21 protein-coding genes and 1 pseudogene are annotated in these 21,530 nt (G+C 73.2%); 11 read left to right on the top strand and 11 right to left on the bottom strand.

From position 1 onward, the window contains the following. Nucleotides 1-36: 36 nt before the first annotated feature. A complete protein-coding gene (locus ACH4D5_RS22775; RefSeq protein ID WP_398305427.1) occupies nucleotides 37-783 on the bottom strand; it encodes a cobalt-precorrin-6A reductase in 747 nt (248 codons plus the stop codon). Between the two features lie 17 nt (nucleotides 784-800). Between ACH4D5_RS22775 and ACH4D5_RS22780 the strand changes: the two genes are divergently transcribed. Continuing rightward, nucleotides 801-1,934, top strand: a complete 1,134-nt coding sequence (locus ACH4D5_RS22780) for a cobalt-precorrin-5B (C(1))-methyltransferase (RefSeq protein ID WP_398305430.1) — start codon at nucleotides 801-803, stop codon at nucleotides 1,932-1,934. 39 nt (nucleotides 1,935-1,973) lie between these two features. Here ACH4D5_RS22780 and cobM read toward each other — a convergent pair whose 3' ends face one another. Continuing rightward, nucleotides 1,974-2,723 carry a precorrin-4 C(11)-methyltransferase gene (gene cobM / locus ACH4D5_RS22785; protein WP_398305433.1) on the bottom strand — a complete coding sequence of 250 codons (750 nt, stop codon included), beginning with the start codon at nucleotides 2,721-2,723 and terminating at the stop codon, nucleotides 1,974-1,976. Next, a complete protein-coding gene (gene cbiE, locus ACH4D5_RS22790) occupies nucleotides 2,720-3,988 on the bottom strand; it encodes a precorrin-6y C5,15-methyltransferase (decarboxylating) subunit CbiE (protein ID WP_398305436.1) in 1,269 nt (422 codons plus the stop codon). The genes cobM and cbiE overlap by 4 nt, the downstream gene beginning before the upstream one ends. A 155-nt stretch (nucleotides 3,989-4,143) precedes the next feature. On the opposite strand from cbiE, the gene tsaD reads away from it, so the two are divergent. From tsaD to ACH4D5_RS22820, 6 genes are all read left to right on the top strand, one after another. Beyond that, complete coding sequence (tsaD, locus tag ACH4D5_RS22795) at nucleotides 4,144-5,214, top strand: tRNA (adenosine(37)-N6)-threonylcarbamoyltransferase complex transferase subunit TsaD (protein ID WP_398305439.1); 1,071 nt, start codon at nucleotides 4,144-4,146, stop codon at nucleotides 5,212-5,214. Continuing rightward, nucleotides 5,211-5,843 (top strand): GNAT family N-acetyltransferase, encoded by a 633-nt coding sequence (locus ACH4D5_RS22800; RefSeq protein ID WP_398305442.1) that lies wholly within the window; start codon nucleotides 5,211-5,213, stop codon nucleotides 5,841-5,843. The genes tsaD and ACH4D5_RS22800 overlap by 4 nt, the downstream gene beginning before the upstream one ends. A gap of 150 nt (nucleotides 5,844-5,993) precedes the next feature. Continuing rightward, nucleotides 5,994-6,386, top strand: a complete 393-nt coding sequence (locus ACH4D5_RS22805; protein ID WP_398305445.1) for a cell division protein SepF — start codon at nucleotides 5,994-5,996, stop codon at nucleotides 6,384-6,386. A 195-nt stretch (nucleotides 6,387-6,581) separates the two neighbouring features. Next, on the top strand, nucleotides 6,582-7,748 hold the full coding sequence (locus ACH4D5_RS22810) for an AAA family ATPase (protein WP_398305448.1): 1,167 nt from the start codon (nucleotides 6,582-6,584) through the stop codon (nucleotides 7,746-7,748). Further along, a complete protein-coding gene (locus tag ACH4D5_RS22815) occupies nucleotides 7,745-8,098 on the top strand; it encodes a nucleotide pyrophosphohydrolase (protein ID WP_398305451.1) in 354 nt (117 codons plus the stop codon). Before ACH4D5_RS22810 ends, ACH4D5_RS22815 begins: the two co-directional genes overlap by 4 nt. A gap of 210 nt (nucleotides 8,099-8,308) precedes the next feature. Then, nucleotides 8,309-8,851, top strand: a complete 543-nt coding sequence (locus ACH4D5_RS22820; protein ID WP_398305454.1) for a DUF6099 family protein — start codon at nucleotides 8,309-8,311, stop codon at nucleotides 8,849-8,851. 65 nt (nucleotides 8,852-8,916) lie between these two features. Here the strand turns inward: ACH4D5_RS22820 and ACH4D5_RS22825 are convergent, their stop codons facing one another. After that, entirely contained in the window at nucleotides 8,917-9,171 is a 255-nt protein-coding gene (locus ACH4D5_RS22825) for a hypothetical protein (RefSeq protein WP_398305457.1), read from the bottom strand. 247 nt (nucleotides 9,172-9,418) lie between these two features. Between ACH4D5_RS22825 and ACH4D5_RS22830 the strand changes: the two genes are divergently transcribed. From ACH4D5_RS22830 to ACH4D5_RS22845, 4 genes and pseudogenes are all read left to right on the top strand, one after another. After that, entirely contained in the window at nucleotides 9,419-10,342 is a 924-nt protein-coding gene (locus ACH4D5_RS22830; RefSeq protein ID WP_398305459.1) for an LLM class F420-dependent oxidoreductase, read from the top strand. A gap of 239 nt (nucleotides 10,343-10,581) precedes the next feature. Beyond that, nucleotides 10,582-11,997 (top strand): family 2B encapsulin nanocompartment shell protein, encoded by a 1,416-nt coding sequence (locus tag ACH4D5_RS22835; RefSeq protein ID WP_398305462.1) that lies wholly within the window; start codon nucleotides 10,582-10,584, stop codon nucleotides 11,995-11,997. Beyond that, a pseudogene (locus ACH4D5_RS22840) lies at nucleotides 11,912-13,193 on the top strand (family 2 encapsulin nanocompartment cargo protein terpene cyclase); the annotation flags it as partial. The gene ACH4D5_RS22835 and the pseudogene ACH4D5_RS22840, both read left to right, overlap by 86 nt. Before the next feature lie 16 nt (nucleotides 13,194-13,209). Beyond that, nucleotides 13,210-14,088 carry a geranyl diphosphate 2-C-methyltransferase gene (locus ACH4D5_RS22845; protein WP_398305465.1) on the top strand — a complete coding sequence of 293 codons (879 nt, stop codon included), beginning with the start codon at nucleotides 13,210-13,212 and terminating at the stop codon, nucleotides 14,086-14,088. Between the two features lie 61 nt (nucleotides 14,089-14,149). Here the strand turns inward: ACH4D5_RS22845 and ACH4D5_RS22850 are convergent, their stop codons facing one another. From ACH4D5_RS22850 to ACH4D5_RS22880, 7 genes are all read right to left on the bottom strand, one after another. Beyond that, nucleotides 14,150-15,295, bottom strand: coding sequence for an NADase-type glycan-binding domain-containing protein (locus tag ACH4D5_RS22850; protein ID WP_398305468.1), 1,146 nt, complete (start codon nucleotides 15,293-15,295; stop codon nucleotides 14,150-14,152). 74 nt (nucleotides 15,296-15,369) lie between these two features. Next, the gene (locus tag ACH4D5_RS22855; protein ID WP_398305471.1) at nucleotides 15,370-15,963 is read right to left on the bottom strand and encodes a phage tail protein; all 594 of its coding nucleotides are present in this window, start codon (nucleotides 15,961-15,963) and stop codon (nucleotides 15,370-15,372) included. Continuing rightward, nucleotides 15,960-17,921: a putative baseplate assembly protein gene (locus ACH4D5_RS22860; RefSeq protein ID WP_398305473.1), complete on the bottom strand. Its 1,962-nt coding sequence runs from the start codon at nucleotides 17,919-17,921 to the stop codon at nucleotides 15,960-15,962. Before ACH4D5_RS22860 ends, ACH4D5_RS22855 begins: the two co-directional genes overlap by 4 nt. Before the next feature lie 6 nt (nucleotides 17,922-17,927). Beyond that, nucleotides 17,928-18,341 carry a GPW/gp25 family protein gene (locus ACH4D5_RS22865; protein WP_362991588.1) on the bottom strand — a complete coding sequence of 138 codons (414 nt, stop codon included), beginning with the start codon at nucleotides 18,339-18,341 and terminating at the stop codon, nucleotides 17,928-17,930. 12 nt (nucleotides 18,342-18,353) lie between these two features. Beyond that, the gene (locus ACH4D5_RS22870) at nucleotides 18,354-20,273 is read right to left on the bottom strand and encodes a VgrG-related protein (protein WP_398305476.1); all 1,920 of its coding nucleotides are present in this window, start codon (nucleotides 20,271-20,273) and stop codon (nucleotides 18,354-18,356) included. Next, a complete protein-coding gene (locus ACH4D5_RS22875; RefSeq protein ID WP_362991592.1) occupies nucleotides 20,270-21,034 on the bottom strand; it encodes a LysM peptidoglycan-binding domain-containing protein in 765 nt (254 codons plus the stop codon). Before ACH4D5_RS22875 ends, ACH4D5_RS22870 begins: the two co-directional genes overlap by 4 nt. Nucleotide 21,035: 1 nt before the next feature. Then, nucleotides 21,036-21,473, bottom strand: coding sequence for a phage tail protein (locus ACH4D5_RS22880; RefSeq protein ID WP_362991594.1), 438 nt, complete (start codon nucleotides 21,471-21,473; stop codon nucleotides 21,036-21,038). Nucleotides 21,474-21,530 lie beyond the last annotated feature (57 nt).

The raw sequence follows: 21,530 nt of genomic DNA on the forward strand, positions 1-21,530 counted from the left end.
GGGGAACTGCGCGCTCGGCCACAACGCACCCGCACCTCACCACGCAGCGGAACGCACCCACTCGACGGCCTCCTCCGGTGTGGCGACCTCGCGGACTCCCCCCGGCAGGGCAGGGCGCCGGACCACCACGACCGGAACCCCCGCCTCGCGCGCAGCGACAAGCTTCGGCGCCGTCGCCGCGCCCCCGCTGTCCTTCGTCACCACGACGTCGACCCGGTGGCGGCGCACCAGCTCCCGCTCCCCGTCGAGCGTGAACGGACCCCGGTCGAGGAGCACCTCCATCCGGGAGGGGTACGGCGGCTCGGGCGCGTCGACGGAGCGTACGAGGAACCACAAGGCGGCCGTCCCGGGGCCCGCGAACGCCGCGAGGCCCATCCGCCCGGTGGTGAGGAACACCCGCTCGCCGAGGGCGGGCAGTACGCGTGCAGCCTGCTCCAGGGAGTCGACCGTATGCCAGTCGTCCCCGTCTTCCGCGACCCAGCCGGGGCGGCGCAGGGCGAGCAGGGGAACATGGGCCGTGGCGGCGGCCCGCGCCGCGTTGAACGAGATCGTCCCGGCGAAAGGATGGGTGGCGTCGATGAGCGCGTCCACGTGGTGTGCGGTCAGCCACGCCGCCAGCCCCTCGGCCCCGCCGAAGCCGCCCACGCGGACCTCGCCGGGCGGCATGCGCGGCGCCGCGACCCGTCCCGCCAGGGAACTGGTCACCCGCAGTCCCGCATCGGCCGAGAGGAGCTCCGCCAGGCGGCGGGCTTCGGTCGTTCCCCCCAGAATCAGTACGTGCACGGAGTTCGGTTCCATTCATGAGTGAGGCAAGCGGGGCGGGCGAGGCCAAGGGCGGGCGCAGCGCTCAACTCAAGCACACCGGTCTGCGGCCCGGCTGGACGACCGGCGCCTGTGCGACCGCCGCCACGACGGCCGCGTACACGGCGCTGCTGACCGGCGGCTTTCCCGACCCGGTGACCATCACGCTGCCCAAGGGCCAGACCCCGGCCTTCGCGCTCGCCGCCGAGGAGCTGACGGACGCGTACGCCATGGCGGGCATCGTCAAGGACGCGGGCGACGACCCGGACGTCACGCACGGCGCGCTCGTGCGCTCCACGGTGCGGCGGCTGCCGCCGGGCTCGGGCGTCGTCTTCAAGGCGGGCCCGGGGGTCGGCACGGTCACCCGTCCCGGGCTGCCGCTGGACGTCGGCGAGCCCGCGATCAACCCCGTGCCGCGGCAGCTGATGCGCGACCACGTGGCGCTGGTGGCGGAGCGCGCCGGGGCCGCGCCGGACGTCGAGATCACCGTCTCCGTGGACCACGGCGAGGAGATCGCCCGCTCCACCTGGAACCCGCGGCTCGGCATCCTCGGCGGCCTGTCCATCCTCGGGACGACCGGCATCGTCGTGCCGTACTCCTGCTCGGCGTGGATCGACTCGATCCGGCGCGGCGTCGACGTGGCGCGGGCGGCCGGGCGCACGCACGTCGCCGGATGCACGGGATCGACGTCGGAGAAGACGGTCGTCGCCGAGTACGGGCTGCCGGAGGACGCGCTCCTGGACATGGGGGACTTCGCGGGCGCGGTCCTGAAGTACGTGCGCCGCCATCCCGTCGACCGGCTCACCATCTGCGGCGGCTTCGCCAAGCTGTCGAAGCTCGCGGCGGGCCACCTCGACCTGCACTCGGCCCGCTCCCAGGTCGACAAGGGCTTCCTCGCGGAGCTGGCCCGCAGGGGCGGTGCATCCGCCGACCTCGCGGAGCAGGTCGCCGCCGCCAACACGGGCCTCGCGGCACTCCAGTTGTGCGCGGCGGCGGGCGTGCCGCTCGGTGACCTGGTCGCCGGGGCGGCCCGCGACGAGGCGCTCGCCGTGCTGCGGGGCGCGCCGGTCATGGTCGACGTCATCTGCATCGACCGGGCCGGCACGGTCGTGGGCCGCAGCGCCCTCAAATAGCACCGCGGGCGGGTCGCCGGGCGGCGCCCCGGGCCACGGTCAGCAGACGTGCCGGTCCCGCTCCGCCGAGTACAGGTGGCTGTCGCGGAACTGCGAGGCGCCCAAGGTCCGCCCCACCATGATGACGGCGGTCCGCACGATGCCCGCCTCCTTCACCTGCCCCACGATGGTCTCCAGCGTGCCCCGCAGGATCACCTCGTCGGGCCGGCTGGCGAGGGCGACCACCGCGGCGGGGCAGTCGGCGCCGTAGTGCGGCAGGAGCTCCTCGACCACCCGGTCGACGTACCCCGTGGCCAGGTGGAGGACGAGCAGTGCGCCGCTGCGGCCGAGCGTGGCCAGGTCCTCGCCCTCGGGCATGGCCGTCGCGCGCTGGGCGATGCGGGTGAGGATGACGGTCTGGCCGACGGTCGGCACGGTCAGCTCCCGCTTCAGCGCGGCCGCCGCGGCGGCGAACGCCGGGACGCCGGGCACCACTTCATAGGGCACCCCGGCCGCGTCGAGCCGCCGCATCTGCTCGGCCACCGCGCTGAACACGGACGGGTCGCCGGAGTGCAGCCGCGCCACGTCGAGCCCCTGCTCGTGCGCGTGCACCAGCTTCTCGGTGATCTGGTCCAGGTTGAGCTGCGCGGTGTCGACGAGCTGCGCGCCGTCCGGGCACTCGGCGAGCAGTTCGCGCGGCACCAGGCTGCCCGCGTACAGGCAGACCTGGCAGCTCGCGATCCGTCGCGCGCCGCGGACCGTGATCAGGTCGGCGGCGCCGGGTCCCGCGCCGATGAAGTACACGGTCATCTCTGGTCAACTCCTGCTTGCTGGGCCTGGACTGGCTTGGTGACGGACCATTGGGTGACCGGCATGGCCTGCCGCCAGCCGGTGAAGCCGCCCACGGGGACGGCCTGCGCGACCGCGAGCCGCACCAACTCGCCGCCGTGGCGCCGGTACCACTCCGTGAGGAGCGCCTCGGACTCCAGCGTGACGGTGTTGGCGACGAGCCGTCCACCGGGGGGCAGCGCGGCGAAGCCGGCGTCGAGGAGGCCGGGCGCGGTGAGGCCGCCGCCGATGAACACGGCGTCGGGCGTGGGCAGTCCGGCGAGCGCGGCGGGCGCGGCGCCGGTGACGACGCGCAGCCCCGGCACGCCGAGCCGCTCGGCGTTGCGGGTGATCCGCTCGGCGCGCACGGGGTTCTTCTCGACGGTGACGGCACGGCACGACGGGTGCGCCCGCAGCCACTCCACGGCGATCGACCCGGAGCCGCCGCCCACGTCCCAGAGCAGTTCGCCGGGTGCGGGTGCGAGCGCGGCGAGCGTGGCGGCGCGGACGTACCGCTTGGTGAGCTGCCCGTCGCTCTCGTACGCGGCGTCGGGCAGCCCCGGCACGACGCCGAGCCGCAGCGCGTCGGGGGAGCGGCGGCACTCGACCGCGACGACGTTCAGCGCGTCGCCGGGCTCGTGCGACCAGGTGTCGGCGACGCCTTCGTACGTCGACTCGCGCTCGCCGCCGAGCTGTTCGAGGACGCGCAGCCGGCTCGGGCCGAAGCCGCGCTCGCGCAGCAGGGCGGCGACCTCTGCGGGCGTGGCCGCGTTCGCGCTGAGCACGAGGAGGCGGCGCCCGTCGTGCAGCGCGGCGGCGACGCGGGCGGCCGGGCGGCCGACGAGCGTGACGACCTCCGTGTCCTCGACGGGCCAGCCGAGGCGCGCGCAGGCGAGGGAGACGGCGGACGGGTGCGGGAACACGCGCAGCGCGGCCGCGCCGAGTTCCTCGGTCAGGGCGCGTCCGATGCCGTAGAACATGGGGTCCCCGCTGGCGAGCACGGCGACGCGGCGTCCCGCGTGGGCGGCGAGCAGGCCCGGCACGGCGGGCCGCAGCGGCGAGGGCCAGCGGACGCGCTCGCCGGGGCACCGGCCGGCGGGCAGCAGCTCCAGCTGGCGGGGTCCGCCGATGAGCACATCGGCCTCCGCGAGCGCGGCTTGCGACGCGGCCGGGAGCCCGTTCCAGCCGTCGGCCCCGATCCCGACGACGGCGACGGCCGGTGTTCCTGCGGGGGGTGCGGGGGTCACTGCTGGTACCTGACCTCGGGGTTCGGGGGGAGACTGCGCAGCCGCACTCTACTGGGGACCTGACGGCGTACCCTTATTGCACATAACTTGCAGGTACATACTTGGTGCTATAGGTACCCAGGCAAGAGCCGAACGGACAGAAGGGCCAACCCGCGATGGACTCACCGGTGGTGCTCGGCATCGAGTCGTCCTGCGACGAGACGGGCGCGGGCCTCGTCCGCGACGGACGGCTGCTCGGCCACGCGGTGGCGTCGAGCATGGACGAACACGCCCGCTACGGCGGCGTCGTCCCCGAGATCGCCGCTCGCGCCCACGTCCACGCGCTCACCCCGGTGGTCCGCCGCGCCTTGGACGAGGCCGGGCTGCGCATGTCCGACATCGGCGCGGTGGCCGTCACGACCGGCCCGGGCCTCTCCGGCGCCCTCCAGGTCGGCCTCGCCGGCGCGAAGAGCCTCGCGTACGCCCTGGACGTACCCCTGTACGGCGTGCACCACCTGGCCGGGCACGTCGCCGCCGACACCCTGGAGCACGGCCCGCTCCCGGACCCCTGCATGGTCCTGATCGTCTCCGGCGGCCACACCTCCCTCCTTCTCGTACGCGACCTCGCGCGCGACCCGATCGTCCACCTCGGCGACACCCTCGACGACGCGGCGGGCGAGTGCTTCGACAAGGTCGCGCGGGTCTTCGGGCTGCCCTACCCGGGCGGCCCCGCCATCGACCGGGCGGCCCGCGACGGGGATCCGTCCGCCGTACCGTTCCCGCGCCCGCTGACCGGCCCGCGCGACGCCGCGCACGCCCACTCCTTCTCCTTCTCCGGGCTGAAGACGGCCGCCGCGCGCTGGGCCGAAGCGCACGCGGGGCGGCCGCTCCCCGTCGCCGACGGGGCGGCGTCGCTCCAGGAGGCCGTCGCCGACGTGCTCACCCGCAAGGCGGTCGCCGCCTGCCGCGAGCACGGCGTCGGCACGCTCGTCGTGGTCGGCGGCGTCGCGGCCAACTCCCGCGTGCGCGCGCTCGCCGAGGAGCGCTGCCGGGCGGCGGGCATCGCGCTGCGCGTCCCGCCACTGAGGCTCTGCACCGACAACGGCGCGATGATCGCAGCGGTCGGCGACCTGCTCGTGCACGCGGGCGCGGAGCCCGCACCCCTGAACGTCTCGATCGACCCGTCGGCGCCCCTGGAGTTCGCCTCGCTCCACCCGGTGGGTGCGGTGTTCGGGCGGGCGGCGTGAAGGGGCTGCGGGTGGTCGTGCGGCGGGTGACCGGGGTCGAACTGCTCACGCGCTATGCCGACGGCGTGCGTTCCGTCTACGCGGAGGCCTTTGCGCAGCCGCCCTGGAACGAGGATCCGGCCGAGGCGGGCCAGTACCTGGAACGCCTCGCGGACGACGTCGTGCGCCCCGGATTCACCGCGGCGGTCGCCTTCGACGACGGCCCGCACGGGCCCGGCGCGGACCGGCCGCCGCGCCTCATCGGGTTCACGACCGCCTGGACGACCGACACCCCGCTTCCCGGGACCCGCTCGTATCCCCTGGTCACCGCCACCCTCGGGGCCCGCGTCCACGACTGGCTCGGCGGCTCCCGCCAAGTCGACGAACTCGCCGTGCGGCCCGACGTCCAGGGCCTCGGCGCCGGGCGCGCCCTGCTCGCGGAGGTGACGCGGGACGCACCCGACGGCCGCTGCTGGCTCCTGACCGCGGCCCGCGCCGTCGACGTGGTCCGGTTCTACCGCCGCGTCGGCTGGCACCAGGTCGCCCACCCCGCCCCGGACAGCCGGGACGTGGCGGTTTTCCTCGGGCCGGAACACCCGGCCGCGCCGATGTCGGAAGGTGGCGAAGCTCACGGCGTGGAGCGTCGTTGAACCTCGTTGAACGCCGGAGAGAAGGGGCACCCGCCCCCTGACGGCCCGCGCCGACGGCCGGCGACCGTGTCGCTGTTGGGCTGAACGGGTGACTTGGCGTAAGAATTGGCCGGTGCAGAGAACAAGTGCGAGCCAGGACGGGGTGGGCAAGTGAGCAGCAGTCAGCGCCACGACGTCACCGATGAACAGTGGGAAGGGCTCGCCCAGGTCGTACCGCTGCGCAGCCGCAACGAGTGGCCTTCGTGGCCGGGACACCGCGCGCTGCCCGACGCGGAGACCGAGACGCGCCGCCGCTTCGTGGTGATGCGGGTCAACGTCTTCTCGGACGCCCGCGAGGTCGCCGAGACCGTGATGGCGCAGATCCCGGTCCTGCTGGACCTGACGGGCGCCGAGACCGAAGTCGCCAAGCGCGTCCTGGACTTCAGCAGCGGTGTGGTCCTCGGCCTCGGCTGCGGCATGCACCGGGTCGACAAGAACGTCTTCCTTCTCGCGCCGCCCGGCACGGAGGTCCAGGGCCTGGTGGAGGCGGTCGCGCAGCCGTAGCGCCTGGGCACCGTAACGCCCGGGCATCGTGACGCCTGGGCTCCGTAACGCCCGGGCATCGTGACGCCTGGGCTCCGCACCGGCCGTAGCCCCTCGACGGCCGGTGCGGGCCTTCTTCAGGGGGAATCCCCCGATCGTAGGAAGGTCGGTTGGGCGTAACGGTTCGCCGTGACGGCCGCCGCCTACCTTCCGGGCATGACGGTGCATTCCCGGATCGCGGTCACTGAGTCGCCGGCGGGCCAGGGCCGGCCGCAGGTCACCGAACTGCGGCTGTCCGCCTTCGCCGGACACCGCGCCGCGGTGCTCCCGTTCGGCCCGATGACCTTGCTCACGGGGCCGAGCGGCAGCGGCAAGTCCAGCGCCCTCGGCGCGTACGAGGCACTGGCGCGGCTCTGCGCCGGCGCGGAGCTGCCCGACGTCTTCGCGGACCCCGTGGCGTGCGTACCCGAACGCGCCCGCGCCGACGGCCAGCGGCGGCGCGGCTTCCGCATCGGCTGCACGGTCGAGGGCCCCGCGGGCACCGTCCGGCTCGACCTCGCCGTGCAGGCCGAGCCCGAACTGCGCGTCGTGGGCGAGCGGCTGACCCGCGACGGGCTCGTCCTCCTGGAGACGGCGCTGCGCGACCCCGGCAGGCGCGTGGTCCAGGCGGCCTGGCACACCGCGGGCGCGTCGCCCGTGACGCGGGCCCCGATGCCGGACGACCGGCTCGGCACGGCGCTCGTGCCGCTGCGCGTGGCGGGGAAGACCGACGGGCAGCGGCTGGTCCTCGCGGCGGCGGAACAGGTCGTGGTCGCGCTCCGCTCGGCGTATGCCTGCGACCCGCGGCCCAGCCGCATGCGCGCCCCCGTCCCGGCCGGCCTGATCGGCACGGGCCGCCTCCTGAGCGGCTGCGACAACCTCGCCGAAGTGCTGTGGCGCACCCGCTCGGAGTGCGCGAAGCGCCACGCGATGCTCGTCTCCGCGGTGCGTTCCGGCTGCGCCGGCCCGGTCGTCGACGTGTTCGCCGAAGAGGTCGAGGACGGCGCGGTGCACGCCTTCATCGACCGGGGCGGCGGGGTGCGTACGCCTCTCGGGCGGCTCGGCGACGGGGAGCTGCGGTACCTCGCCCTTGCGCTGGTGCTGCTCACCGGGCCCGGCGTGCTCGCCGTCGACCCGGTGGCCGAGGTGCCGCAGGCGTACCAGACCCTCACGGTCCTCGCCGACGGCCTGGACCGGCGCCTCGACGCGCGGCAGTCGCGGGCCCTCGGCGAACTGGCGGCGCGCACCTGCGAGCGCGGGCACATCCGGCTGGTGGGCGCGGTGGGGGACGCGTCCTGGGCGGCCGACGCCGGGGGAGCTTCGGTGGTAGACCTGGGGCCGTGACAGAACGACTTGATGTAGCGGTACTGCAGCGCAGGCTTGCGGAGTTCGCGGCGGCGCGCGACTGGGAGCAGTACCACACCCCGAAGAACCTGGCCGCCGCGCTGAGCGTGGAGGCGTCGGAACTGGTGGAGATCTTCCAGTGGCTGACGCCCGAGGAGTCCGCGCGGGTGATGGCGGACCCCGACAGGGCGCCCCGGGTGGCGGACGAGGTGGCCGATGTCCTCGCGTATCTGCTGCAGTTCTGCGAGGTGCTGGGGATCGATGCGCTGGCGGCGCTCGCTGCGAAGATCGAGCGGAACGAGCGGCGCTTTCCGGTACCGGCCTCGGATCCCGCCGCGGACGGGCCCTGAGCCCTTCCCTAAGTCCTTCCCGACGTCCCTCCCGAAGTCCCCCCTGGAGCCCTTCCCGCAGTGCTGGAACTGATCGTTCCGGTAGTTTCGTCACTCTCCGGAGTGGATGGCTTGTCCAAACTCGATTACTTGTCCACAGAATTCCGGCTACCCCTGGCTTTTCGCCCCGATGGGCATCACTCTGGGTAGTGGACAGGGAGGGGGCCGGACATGGACGCGATGCGGCTCATCGAGGCGAACCGTCGTGCGCTGGCGCGCAGTCGGGAGCCCGCGGACATCGTCGTGGAGGTCTGGCAGTCGCAGGCGCTGGCGCAGGCGATCGGCAGTCACCTCGCGGTCGCGGGCCCGCCGGAGTTACGGGGCGAGGCGCTGGGCCTGAGCGAAGTGGGCGGCAGGGCCTGCGGAGTGCTCGACGCCCCGCGGCTCGGCACCGAGGACATAAGGGCGGCCCGGCTGACGGAGACGGGCGACGCGCACCAGGTCCTGCTCGGCCTCGGCAGGCTCCTCGGCGAGGTCGGCATCGCGCTGGTCGGCGTCGCGATGGGCGCAGAGGAGGGGATGTACTGGCAGTGCATGGAGGCGATCGACGCCGCCGACGAGTCGAGGGACCGGGTCCTCGAGATGCTGCGCAGACTCGCGGTCCGGGAGGAGGGCCTGCCCGGGGCCGAGTCGGCTGCGGGCTCGGCGGGATCGGCGGGGGCGGCGGGATCCGCGGGGGCGACGGGATCGGCCGGATCAGCGGGTCCGTCATGAGGTGGCTCCGTGCCGACCCCGCGGGGGAGCAGGGTCGCGCGGGCCCCGGAGGAGCGTTGGTGCGGTCAGGGGTGACCGGGCTTGTCGTCGCTCTGCTGGTGGGTGCCCGCGGGGGCGCCGGCGGACGTGGACTGCTGCAGATCGGCGTCGAGCCGGGTCAGGTCCGCGTTGAGCGCCGCCATCAGCTCCTCCATCTGCTGCAGCAGGCCCTTGGGTGCGCCCTGCTGTGCGGGCACGGCCGGATCCTGCGCGGCCTCCTGATCGGGCGTGGCCTCCTGATTGGGCAGGGCGTCCTGATCGGGCATGGCTTCCTGGGACATGGCGGCCTCCTCGGCCCTGGCCCTCCCGCGCGGGGAAGGCGGTTGACGCGGGCGACACGCCGGCTGCGACCGCCGGCGCGGATGCCGGTCGGTCCGGCTCCGCCCGAGCCAACGATCACCCGGTGGGCATGGTCACTGCGCCGGGCCCGCGCCGCCACGGGGTTGACGGTATTTCACCCGACCGGGGCGGCGGGGGATCGGCGGGACCGGCGGGGTCGACAGGCGTTCGAGCGTGCAGGATGGAGCCATGGATCTTCGAATCTTCACGGAGCCCCAGCAAGGGGCCACCTACGACACCCTGCTCACCGTCGCCAAGGCCGCAGAGGACCTCGGCTTTGACGCCTTCTTCCGCTCCGACCACTACCTCCGGATGGGTTCGGCCGACGGCCTGCCGGGGCCCACGGACGCGTGGATCACGCTCGCCGGTCTCGCCCGCGAGACCAAGCGGATCAGGCTCGGCACGCTCATGACGGCCGGCACGTTCAGGTTGCCCGGCGTCCTCGCCATCCAGGTGGCGCAGGTCGACCAGATGTCGGGCGGCAGGGTCGAACTGGGCCTGGGCGCGGGCTGGTTCGAGGACGAGCACAAGGCGTACGGCATCCCCTTCCCCAAGGAGAAGTTCGCCCGCCTCGAAGAGCAGCTGGAGATCGTCACCGGACTCTGGTCGACCGAGGTCGGCAAGACCTTCAACCACGACGGCAAGCACTACCAGCTCACGGATTCCCCGGCCCTGCCCAAGCCCGCGCAGGCCAAGGTGCCGGTCCTGATCGGCGGCCACGGCGCGACCCGCACCCCGCGCCTGGCCGCGCAGTTCGCCGACGAGTTCAACATCCCCTTCGCCTCGATCGAGGACAGCGAGCGGCAGTTCGGGCGGGTCCGGGCGGCGGCCGAGCAGGCCGGGCGCAAGGGCAGCGACCTGGTGTACTCCAGCGCGCTGGTGGTCTGCGTCGGCAAGGACGACGCGGAGGTCGCCCGCCGCGCGGCGGCCATCGGCCGCGAGGTGGACGAGCTCAAGGCGAACGGCCTGGCGGGTTCGCCCGCCGAGGTCGTCGACAAGATCGGGCGGTACGAGGCGATCGGCGCGAGCCGCATCTACCTCCAGTGCCTGGACCTGGCCGACCTGGATCACCTGGAGCTCATCTCCTCGCAGGTGCAGTCGCAGCTGTCGTAGAGCGACGGCCTGCCCCTGGTACGTGGCCGCCGGGCGCACCCCTCCGGTGCCCGGCGGTCACTTGTGTGGTGTCGGTTTCCGGCCCGGTGGCCGGATAAACCCGACATCCGGATAAACCTGATGCGCGGCAAGATCGCTGCATCGAATTAACTGCACAGGGTTTCCAGGCGAGTTGGTTGTGACGGCCGTTAGCTTTCCCGTGGATCTGGACGGATACGTCACAAAGGAGAACTCGCCTGATGACCGTTGAGACCGGCCCGGACGAGCGGCTGGAGCCGCCCCGGCAGTCCAGCCTGAGCACAGCGGCGGCCCGTAATCTCGCCACGACGACCAAGTCCGCACCCCAGATGCAGGAGATCACTTCGCGGTGGCTGCTGCGGATGCTGCCGTGGGTGGAGACCAAGGGCGGCACCTACCGGGTGAACCGCCGGCTGACCTACACCGTCGGCGACGGGTGCATCGAGTTCGTTCAGGAAGGCGCCGACGTCAGGGTGGTGCCGCGTGAGCTCGGGGAGCTGGCCCTGCTGCGCGGTTTCGACGACGGCGAGGTGCTGACGGCGCTCGCCGACCGGTTCGTGCAGCGCGAATTCCGCGCCGGTGAGGTGCTGGCCGCGCGTGGCACCCCCGCCGAGCAGCTCCATCTGATCGCGCACGGCCGGATCAGCCAGACCTCCGTCGGCAAGTACGGCGACGAGGTCGACGTCGCCGTACTTGCCGACGGAGGCCGGTTCGGTGAGGACGCCCTGCTGGGGGACGCCGGCGCCAGGTGGAACTTCACCGCCACCGCAGAGACGGCGGGCACCCTGCTCACCCTGTCCCGCTCCGACTTCGCCGCCGTGCTGTCCACGGCGCCCGGTCTCCAGGCCCACATCCGGCAGTTCACCTCGCGGTCCGTGCCGCGGCAGACCCGGCACGGCGAGGCGGAGATCGCGATGTCCGCCGGACACACCGGCGAGGCCGCGCTCCCGGGCGCCTTCGTCGACTACGAACTCCACCCCCGGGAGTACGAACTCTCCGTCGCCCAGACCGTTCTGCGGGTCCACACGAGGGTCGCCGACCTCTACAACGGGCCGATGAACCAGACCGAGGAACAGCTCAGGCTCACCATCGAGGCGCTGCGCGAGCGCCAGGAGCACGAGCTGATCAACAACCGGGAGTTCGGCCTCCTCCACAACGCCGCCTTCAAGCAGCGGATCCAGCCGCACTCGGGCCCGCCCACCCCGGACGACCTCGACGACCTGCTCTGCCGTCGCCGCGGCACCAAGTTCTTCCTCGCCCACCCGAGGACGATCGCGGCCATCGGCCGGGGCTTCACCGCCTGCGGCCTCTACCCGGACAACGTCGACCTCGGCGGCCAGCAGGTCCCCGCCTGGCGCGGCGTCCCGATCCTGCCCTGCAACAAGATCCCCATCACCGAGCAGAACACCAGCTCCATCCTTGCGATGCGTACGGGCGAGGAGAACCAGGGCGTCATCGGCCTGCACCAGACCGGCCTGCCCGAGGAGTACGAGCCGGGCCTGTCCGTGCGCTTCATGGGCATGAGCGAGCAGGCGATCATCTCCTACCTCGTCACCGCCTACTACTCGGCCGCCGTCCTGCTGCCCGACGCGCTGGGCGTCCTCGAGAACGTGCAGATCGCCCGCAGGCGCGGCTAGCCCCCCGCCCCGGCACTCACCCAGTGACCCAGGAGCCACGGATGCCCGATCTGGAAAGAATCCTGCGCGGCCCGAGCGGCCTCGGCACGGCGGGCCTGTACCTGAGCCGGCCCGAGCCCGAGTCCGAGTCCGAAGAACCTTTCGCCCCTGAAGAACTCGCACCGCCCGCCGCTTCCCCGGACGTCGCTGCTCCTCCGGAGGCCGGGGGGCCGGTCGAGGGCAAGGCGATCCCGGGGCTCTACCACCACCCCGTACCGCCGCCCGACGAGGCCCGGGTGGCGGAGGTCAGCCGCCGGATCAAGGAGTGGGCGGTGGACGAGGTGCAGGCGTTCCCACCGGAGTGGGAGGACCAGTTCGACGGCTTCTCCGTCGGCCGCTACATGGTCGCCTGCCATCCGGACGCCCCCACTGTCGACCACCTGATGATCGCCACCCGGCTGATGGTCGCGGAGAACGCGGTCGACGACTGCTACTGCGAGGACCACGGCGGCTCGCCCGTCGGACTCGGCAGCCGCCTCCTGCTGGCCCACACGGCCCTCGACCCGCTCCACACGACGAAGGAGTACGAGCCGCAGTGGACGGAGTCGCTCCACTCGGACGCGCCCCGGCGCGCCTACCGCTCGGCCATGGCGTACTTCCTCCAGCACGCCACCGCCTCGCAGGCCGACCGGTACCGGCACGACATGGCGCGGCTCCACCTCGGTTACCTCGCCGAGGCCGCGTGGTCCCAGACGGATCACGTGCCCGAGGTGTGGGAGTACCTGGCGATGCGCCAGTTCAACAACTTCCGCCCCTGCCCCACCATCACCGACACCGTCGGTGGCTACGAACTCCCCGCCGACCTGCACGCCCAGCACGCCATGCAGCGGGTCATCGCACTCGCGGGCAACGCCACCACCATCGTGAACGACCTGTACTCCTACACCAAGGAGCTCGACAGCCCCGGCCGCCACCTGAATCTGCCCGTGGTGATCGCCGAGCGGGAGGGCGTCTCCGACCGGGACGCCTATCTGAAGGCGGTCGAGGTCCACAACGACCTCATGCACGACTTCGAAGCCGAGGCCGCCGCCCTGGCGGCCGCCTGCCCCGTCCCGAGCGTGCTGCGTTTCCTCCGAGGCGTGGCCGTGTGGGTCGACGGCAACCACTACTGGCACCGGACCAACACCTACCGCTACCGCCTGCCCGACTTCTGGTAAAGGAGCCGACACCACTGTGACCAGCACCGAACTCGCCAACGCCACGTCCCTCCCCATCCCCGCCCCCGCGTCCCCCTATCAGGGCGACATCGCCCGCTACTGGGACGGCGAGGCCAGGCCGGTGAACCTGCGCCTCGGCGACGTCGACGGGCTCTACCACCACCACTACGGCATCGGCGACGTCGACCACGAGGCCCTCGGGAACGTCGACGACAGCGGTTACGAGAAGAGGCTGATCGCCGAGCTCCACCGGCTGGAGTCGGCGCAGACCGACGTCCTCCTGGAGCAGCTCGGCCCCGTCGGGCGTGACGACACGGTCGTCGACGCGGGCTGCGGCCGGGGCGGTTCGATGGTCATGGCCCACCAGCGCTTCGGGTGCAAGGCCGAGGGCGTCACGCTGTCGGCCAAGCAGGCCGAGTTCGCCAACCGGCGCGCCCGGGAACTCGGCATCGAGGACCACGTCCGCGCCCGCGTGTGCAACATGCTCGCCACGCCGTTCGACACCGGCCAGGCCAGGGCGTCGTGGAACAACGAGTCGAGCATGTACGTCGACCTGGACGACCTCTTCGCCGAGCACTCCCGCATCCTCGCGCCCGGCGGCCGCTACGTGACCATCACCGGCTGCTGGAACCCGCGGTACGGACAGCCCTCGAAGTGGGTCTCCCAGATCAACGCGCACTTCGAGTGCAACATCCACTCCCGCAGGGAGTACCTGAAGGCCATGGCCGACAACCGTCTCGTACCGCAGGCGATCGTCGACCTGACCGACGCGACCCTGCCCTACTGGGAGCTGCGGGCGACGTCCTCGCTGGTCACCGGCATCGAGGAGGCCTTCATCAACTCGTACAGGGACGGTTCGTTCCAGTATCTGCTGATCGCGGCCGACCGTGTCTGACCGGCCGAGCGCCGACTGACGGGGCCGGATCCGGTGGTGTTCACCGGATCCGGCCCCGCTGTCACTGCCCGGTGGAGGAGCGGCCGAAGAACTCCAGCTCCGCGACGGCCACTTGGCGGCCCTTGCCGGCGCCGTAGGCGGAGCGCAGGACCAGCCGCGCGCTCACCGCGTCCCGCACGCGGACGTCGACCTTCTGCACGCCGCCGTCGTTGATCCGGCGGTGCATCGTGTGCTCCTTGCCCGCCGAGTCGCTGACGACCAGGTCGAACTCCATCGGCCTCGCCTGCGCGGCGGCCTGCGCGCTGCGCGGCGAAGTGCCCGGGGTGATCAGGAGGTTGAGCAGGTCGGTGGGCTGGCCGAAGTCGGCCTGCAGCCACTGGCCCGCCGAGTCGCCCGAGTAGCCGGTGCCCCACCAGGTGTTGGAGTAGCCGTCGAAGGCGAGCTTCGCCGCCTGCTTCGGGGCGGAGTGCGAGGCGCTTTGGCCGGTCGGGTGGACGGGCACCCGCTTGGCGAAGTGGTCCTGCACGGCGCGGGCGGCCGGCGGCCCGCCGAAGATGCCGCCCGCCACCAGGCCGACGACCACCGCCACGCCCACGGCCCGGGCGATCCAGCGGGTGCGGTCGCGGTGCAGCCGGGGCCGCTGACCGGCGTACGGGCCCTCGGCGGCGGGGGCGGCGGAGTCCCTGAGGGGGTTCGCGCAGCTGCGGCAGAAGTGCCTGCGGGGCGCGTTGGGCGTCCCGCAGCTCGGGCACGGCGCCCCGGACTCCGGCTCCGCGGGCACGGCGGCCTGCCGTACGCGCGGCCGGGCCGCCTCGGGCCTGCCCGGCAGCACGCTGCCCGGCGTCTCCGGCGGCGCGACGGTCTCCCCTTCCGGCACCGGCACGAGCAGCGACCGTATGGCCGTGTCGGAGGAGGACGAGGACGGAGGTGCGGGCGCGGTCGGTCCAGCGGGCGTGGGCTCCGCCGGACCGGTGGACGGGAGAGGGACGGTGGTGTCCGTGGCACCGGCCGCGGCGGGGGACGACGTGTCCGGGCCGTCGGGTGCGGGTGCGGGTGCGGGTGCGGAAGCGGGTGCGGGGCCCGCGACGCCGGCCGGGGAGTCCCAGCGCAGGAAGGCGCCGCAGGAGTCGCAGAAGGACTGGCCGTGCTGACGGGCCGGGGTGCCGCACTCGGGGCACGGGCGCATGGGGGCGGAGGAGTTCGGCATGTCGTTGGTCCCGGGCTGGTCGGTCGATGAGGGCTGGTCGGTCGATGGGGGTCGGTGGGGCTCGGCGGACATGGCTAGGTCCCTTCGGGGGCAGGCGTGGACGTCACCTCGGCCGTGAAGGGGAGGTGTGCGGGGCGGGCCGCCGCGACGACGGACCGCAGCCGGTGCGGGTCCACCGACGCCGCGTCGTGCACGCGCAGCGTGACGTGCAGCGCGGGGCGCGGGGTGCCGGGGAAGGCGCCGAGCGGGCGTGCGGACCACGTCGCGCCGCCGCTCTCCACGATCTCCGGGCGTACTCCGAAGGCGAGTTCGACGGCGGCGGACAGGCCGCGGCGGGTGCCGCGCACCCGGTGCAGGTCGACGGCGGAGGCGACGGCGTGCCTGCGCGTGCGCAGCGGTTCGGTGCCGTCGAGCTCCGTGCCGACCCAGTCCGTCAGCCAGCCGAGGAAGTCCTCGGGCGCCAGGGACGGCGTGAAGTACGCCTCCAGGCTGTCGAGGACGGTGAAGACCGGCGCGAGCACGACGTCCAGGCCGGAGACGAAGCGCAGCGCGAAGTCGTCGTCGGCGAACACGGCGGGCAGCTGCTCCCCGAGGGGATGCGCGGACCGCACCCCCGGGAGCGCTCCCCGGGAGCTCCGGGCCGCGGCTTCCGTCTCGTGCGCCGTCATCGGGCCTCGATCACGCGGACGCGGTGGTCGAAGGGGAAGAGGAGCGCGGAGGGCGCCAGGTCGATGCGGTCCGTGGCGTCGCCGCGGCGGCCCGTGAGGGGGTCGGCGGGGTGCAGCAGGACCTCGTCGACCAGCTCCACGCCGGGCACCCGCTGCAGCGCGGCGAAGATCTCGCCGGCGCGCAGCGGACGGCCGAACGGCCAGCCCTCGCCGTGCGCGCCACCGGTCAGCGGGTCGAGGTAGGCGTACAGCGCGTCGAGCGCCTCGGTCCGCACCCGTTCGGCCTGCGCGGCGCGGAAGGAGTGCAGCGTGGCGACGACGGTGACGCCCTGGTAGAAGGGCGGCCCGACGGAGAGGCGGGTGCCGAGCGGGCGGCGGTCGTCGAGGAAGTGGGTGACGCGGGAGAGGAGTTCCTCGCCGGGCACCAGCTGCTCGAAGCGGAGCCGGCCGCCCCGGTCCGGCACGGCCTGGGGGACGACGAGGACCCGGACCGCGTTCTCCCCGGCCTCCGCGGAGTCCGCGGCCAGGCAGTGGATGCGGGCCGTCTCGGGTGCGGCGCGCCGCGCCAGTTCCTCGTAGTCGCGCGCCGTCACCGCCCGCTCCTGGGCGCGCAGCGCGATCGGCGCGCGGACCTTGGCCTCCTGGACCGTCTCGCCGTCCACGCCGCCGCGCGCCGCCTCGCGGTTCTCCACCCGGGCGACGTACGGAATGGAGCTGCGCAGGACCTGGATGGCGCCGCGGGCCACGTTGCCCGTGCGGCCACCGCCGGTGCGGTAGCGGGTCGCGCGGATCGCCGCGCCCTTCTCGGGCACCGCGCCGAACTGCCGCAGGGAGCCGTCCGGTTCGCGTACGGCGGGGCCGAAGGCGATCTCGCCGGTCGTCGCGTCCAGGGTGACGTGCGGGTCGTACGGTCCCGATGAGGCGAAGTCGTCCACGACCTGCCACTCGGCCCAGCCCGCCCCCTCGCCGTCGGAGACCTCGAGGATCAGCGGCGGCCGGTCCGCGACCACCGGTGCCTGGGCGAGCCGGACGCGCTGTCCGGGCACGCCCGTGGAGTCGCCGAGGAGTTCGTCGCGTACGACGTCGGCGTGTGCGACGACGGTCGTGCCGCCGATGGTGAACGCGGACGCGGCCCGCACGGTCGGCGACGCGCTGTAGAACGGCTGGCCCTTGGCGGCCTCGACCACCCGGCAGCGCACCCAGCCCGCGTCGAGCCGGCCCACGCGGGAGACGATGTGACCGGCGGGGACGTGCAGGACGACCTCGCCGGGCCGGTTGAGCCCGCCGGTGGAGTCCTCGTCCACCTCGCACTCCGTCCAGCCGTCCGCCGTCCACGCCTCCCACACCAGCGGCGGCTGGCGCGGGTCGACGCCGACGCCGTCCACGCGGCTGTCCAGCTGCAGCACGGCCGCGCAGCGCGGGACCGCGGCGCTCAGCCCGAAGAGCAGCGTGTCACCGGGGCGCGGCGCGGCCGCGAAGGCCGCCACGTCGCGGCCGCCGAAGACGTCCTGCCCGCAGTCCTGCGGGGTGCCGCCCTCCTCCTGCCGCAGTACGGCGGAGAGTTCGCAGGGCACGACGGTCAGGTCCGCCTCGGTCGCGAAGGCCACCGCCTCCTCGGTCTCGGTGCGGCCGGTCGCCACCTCCGTACCGGCGGGCAGCACCACGGGCTCGGCCTGCGGCGCGGACAGCCAGAAGGTGACGTCCGCGCGGGCCGCGGAGGGCGGGAAGAGGGTGACGCCGAGCAGGTCGAGGAAGGCCAGGTGGTTCTTCTCCGGCACGCGGTTGAGGCGGTAGACGATCTGGTCGGCCATGTGTGCGACCGCCTCGACGAGGGTGACACCCGGGTCGGAGACGTTGTGATCGGTCCACTCCGGGCAGCGCTGCTGGATGTAGCGCTTGGCGTCGTCGACGAACTGCTGGAAGCGCCGGTCGTCGAGGTGGGGTGCGGGCAGGGCCATCGGACTTCAGACTCCGCTCTCTGATTCCGTGGACGGGATCACATAGAAGGGGAAGACGAGACTGCGCGGGTTGTTGGTGCCGCGCACGGTGTAGCTCACGTCGATGAACAGGACGGACGGCTCGTCGGGGGCCGGGCTGACCTCGACGTCCAGGACCTCGATGCGCGGCTCCCAGCGGTCGAGCGAGGACCGCACCTCGTACCGGATGCGGCCCGCCGTGGCCTCGTTGACCGGCGCGAACACCATGTCGTGGACGGCGCAGCCGAATTCGGGCCGCATCGGACGCTCGCCCGGCGCGGTGGCGAGCACGAGCCGGATCGCCTCCTCGATCTCGCGTTCGCGGCGCGCCAGCGCGATGCCGCCGCCGGCGTCCGTGCGCAGCGGGAACGTCCAGCCCGCACCGACGAACTGCTCACTCATGTCTGTCCCCCCTTAGAACGGAATGCCGTTGCGCAGTACGGCCGGCGCGGTCAGCGCGACGGTCGCGGGCGAGGTGATGGCGGCCGCGGCGCCCGCGTTCACGGCGACGGCGCCGGCCGCGGTGACGGAGACCGCGCCGACCGCGTTCACGGCGACCGCGCCCGCCGACTTGAGGCTGACGACGCCGGTCGCGTTGATGTCCGCCATGCCGCCCGCGTTGACGCCGAACTTCGCGCCCGCCTTGATGTCGACCGCCCCGCCCGCGCTCATCGTCAGCGAGCCGCCCGCGGTCAGCGACAGGTTGCCGCCCGCCCGGATGCTGACGTTGCGCGTCCCGTGGATCGACACCGAGCCGTCGCTGCGGATGGTCACGCTGGTCCGTGTCTCGTCCATGTGGACGGTGAGGCGGCCGTTGCCGGTCTGCAGCCGGATGCCGCTCTTCATACGGGACTTGGCGTCCACCAGCTCGACGATGTGGCCGCTGCGCGAGGCCATCGAGCGCCAGTTGACGCGGCCGCTCGTCGGGTCGATCGGCTGCAAGCCGTCCGTGTTGGGCGTCGGCTTGTCGACGCCGTTGTACAGCCCGGCGAGCACGTACGGATGCTCCAGCGAGCCCCGGTCGAAGGCGACGAGCACCTCGTCGCCCACCTCGGGCAGCATCAGGCCGCCGCCCCGGACGCCGCCGAGCTGCGCGATGCGGCACCAGTCGCTCTCGTACGTGTCGGAGAGCCACGGGAAGCGCAGCTTGACGCGGTTCATCCTGAGCGGGTCCTTGGCATTGCTGACCAGCGCCATCGCCACACCCGGCATCGGCGGGGCGGCGTCCGCGCCACCGGAGGCGAGCCCGTAGAGGGAGCGGAACTGCCGCCCGGACACGGTCAGCCAGGTCATGAACTGCCGCCCGGACTCGAAGAGATGCCGCACCCCGGTCGCCGTGTACTTCCCCTCGAACGGGAATCCGGCGCCCTTCAGCGCGACGGGCTGCCCCGGCCGCAGGTCCGGGTTGCCGGTGACCGCGACCTCGAGCTCCGCGAACGACCCCGCCACGTCGTCGGCCAACGCCCGCGCCGCGTGCGTCACCTGGGCCTGCGCGGTGTACGGCGTCCCCGTCTCGGTCAGCTCGGCCCTGCCGAACGGCTGCGAGAGCTGCGCGGGAGTGATGTCGGCGACGATGTCCTTGCTCTTGAGGGCCGGGGACTGCGCGGACAGCGCCCGCTTGGCCCGCATGTCCCAGCCCCGCACCCCGGCGGTGGCGACCTGCCCGGCCGCCGTCACCGCGACCCGGCTGTGCAGCGCGTTGTGCCCGAATTCGAGGACGTACGGGCTCTGGGCGGCCGGTGTCGTGTCGGACGGCGCGCCCGCGGCGGGCTTCAGCTTGCCGAAGCACAGCTTCCCGTCCTCGTCGAAGGACAGGTGGACGTCGTTCTCCTGGGCGAGCCGGGAGAGGAAGTCCCAGTCGGTGATGTTCGGCTGGGTGGCCAGTTCGTAGACCGTCGGCGTGGACTCGATCTTGCCGAGCTTGAGCTTGCTGAGCCCGGCGACGCGACGCACGATGTCGGACGCCGTCATGTTCGGATAGCCCTGCACGCGGCGGTTGCGCAGCAGCCGGTGCCCCGGGTCGTAGCCGCGGACGACGAGGGACTTGCCGCCCCCGTCCGCGTCCACCTCCAGGGCGGTGACCTCACCGGTCAGCATGGGCTTGCCGCGCACCCCGTCCGTGAACGGGCTGAGCACCGCCTTGGCACCCACCTTGATCTGCGGAAACTTCTCCAGGATGTCCCCGCCCGTGTCGGCGAAGGTCAGCTGGAAGGCGGACGGCACGTTCACACTGGAGTCCACCCAGCCCTCGACGAGCAGCACGGCCAGCTTGTTGGGCAGGACGGACCCGCCGATCTCGGCGTGCAGGACGCTCGTGTACGTCTTCTCACTCATGCGGACTCCATCGGCGTGGGGACGGCGGCGGGGCCGCCGGGGCGGGCCTCGTCGGCGGCGGGCAGCAGCAGCTCGGTGCCGGGCCGCAGCCGCATCGGGTCGTCGATGTCGTTGGCCTCCGCGATGAGCCGCCAGCGCGTCGCGTCCCCGTACTCCCGCCAGGCCAGCGACGCCAGCGAGTCACCGGCGACGGTGCGGTGCACCCGGCGCGCCGAGAGCGCGCCCGAGGTCGGGTTCTGCCCCTTGGTCGGCATCGCGACCTCGGTGAGCGAGAGCGAGCAGGTGGCGCGGATCGGCTCACCGGTCGGATTGAACAGGGTGTACGTGGCACTGACGTCGGTCACGTACGCCACGAACTGCACGGTGTTGAACGAACCCCACGAGAACCGCACCCACGGCGGCGAAGGACGCTTGGAGGTGACGCTCTGCGGCGTCACCTCGCAGCACGACAGAAGCATCTCCACTTGCTTCTGCACCTTGCCGGCGTTGGGCGTGCCGGACGAGTCGAGAAACACTTCGAGTTTGAGGGTGGCGGGGGCGGCGCCGGTGAACTTCGGCGGGGCGCCGCGCGTGTAGGCGACGGCGCGCTGCGTACGCCACTCGGCGGAGCGCCCCATCTGCAGCTGCGTCGGATTGAACTGGAACTCCACTTCACCGATCCGCCCGCCCATCGACCCGCCCAGGTCGGTGGGCGGCTGGTGGATGGCGAGTGCGGCGCGCACCAGGCTCGCGCCGGCCCGGCCGCCGGTCGGCGCGGCCATCTCAGGCACCTCCCGCGTCGGTGAAGCCGTGATGCGCGATCTCCAGCGTCTCTGTCGCCACGGACGGACTGTCCGGGCTGAGACTCGGCCCCTGCCAGCGCACGGGCAGCACCTCGACGAGCCCCCACTGCGCGACGACGGAACCGTCCGCGCGGAGCGCCGCGATCTGCGCCGTGGGCCGCGAGATCCCCGTCGCGATGGACGAGATCCAGGCGGCCACGCGGGACGTGTCGGCGGTCAGGGGCCGGGTGAGCCGGATGGTGGAGAAGGTCACCCGGGTGGGCAGCTGCCAGACGAACCCGTTGTTGCCGCCCTCCTGCCGCTGCTCCACCTCCACCTCGGAGGACAGCCCGTCACACCCGTTGAACAGGCCGAGGTCCTGGCCGTCGATGGTGAGCTTGAAGAAGACGGTCGAGCCGGGGTCCAGTGTCGAGGGCATGGGTTCTCTTTGCTGTGGAGGTGACGGACGGAGTGGTGCGGGCGAGGGGGCAGGGGC

Source organism: Streptomyces sp. NPDC018029, assembly GCF_044327655.1.
Taxonomy (GTDB): Bacteria; Actinomycetota; Actinomycetes; order Streptomycetales; family Streptomycetaceae; genus Streptomyces.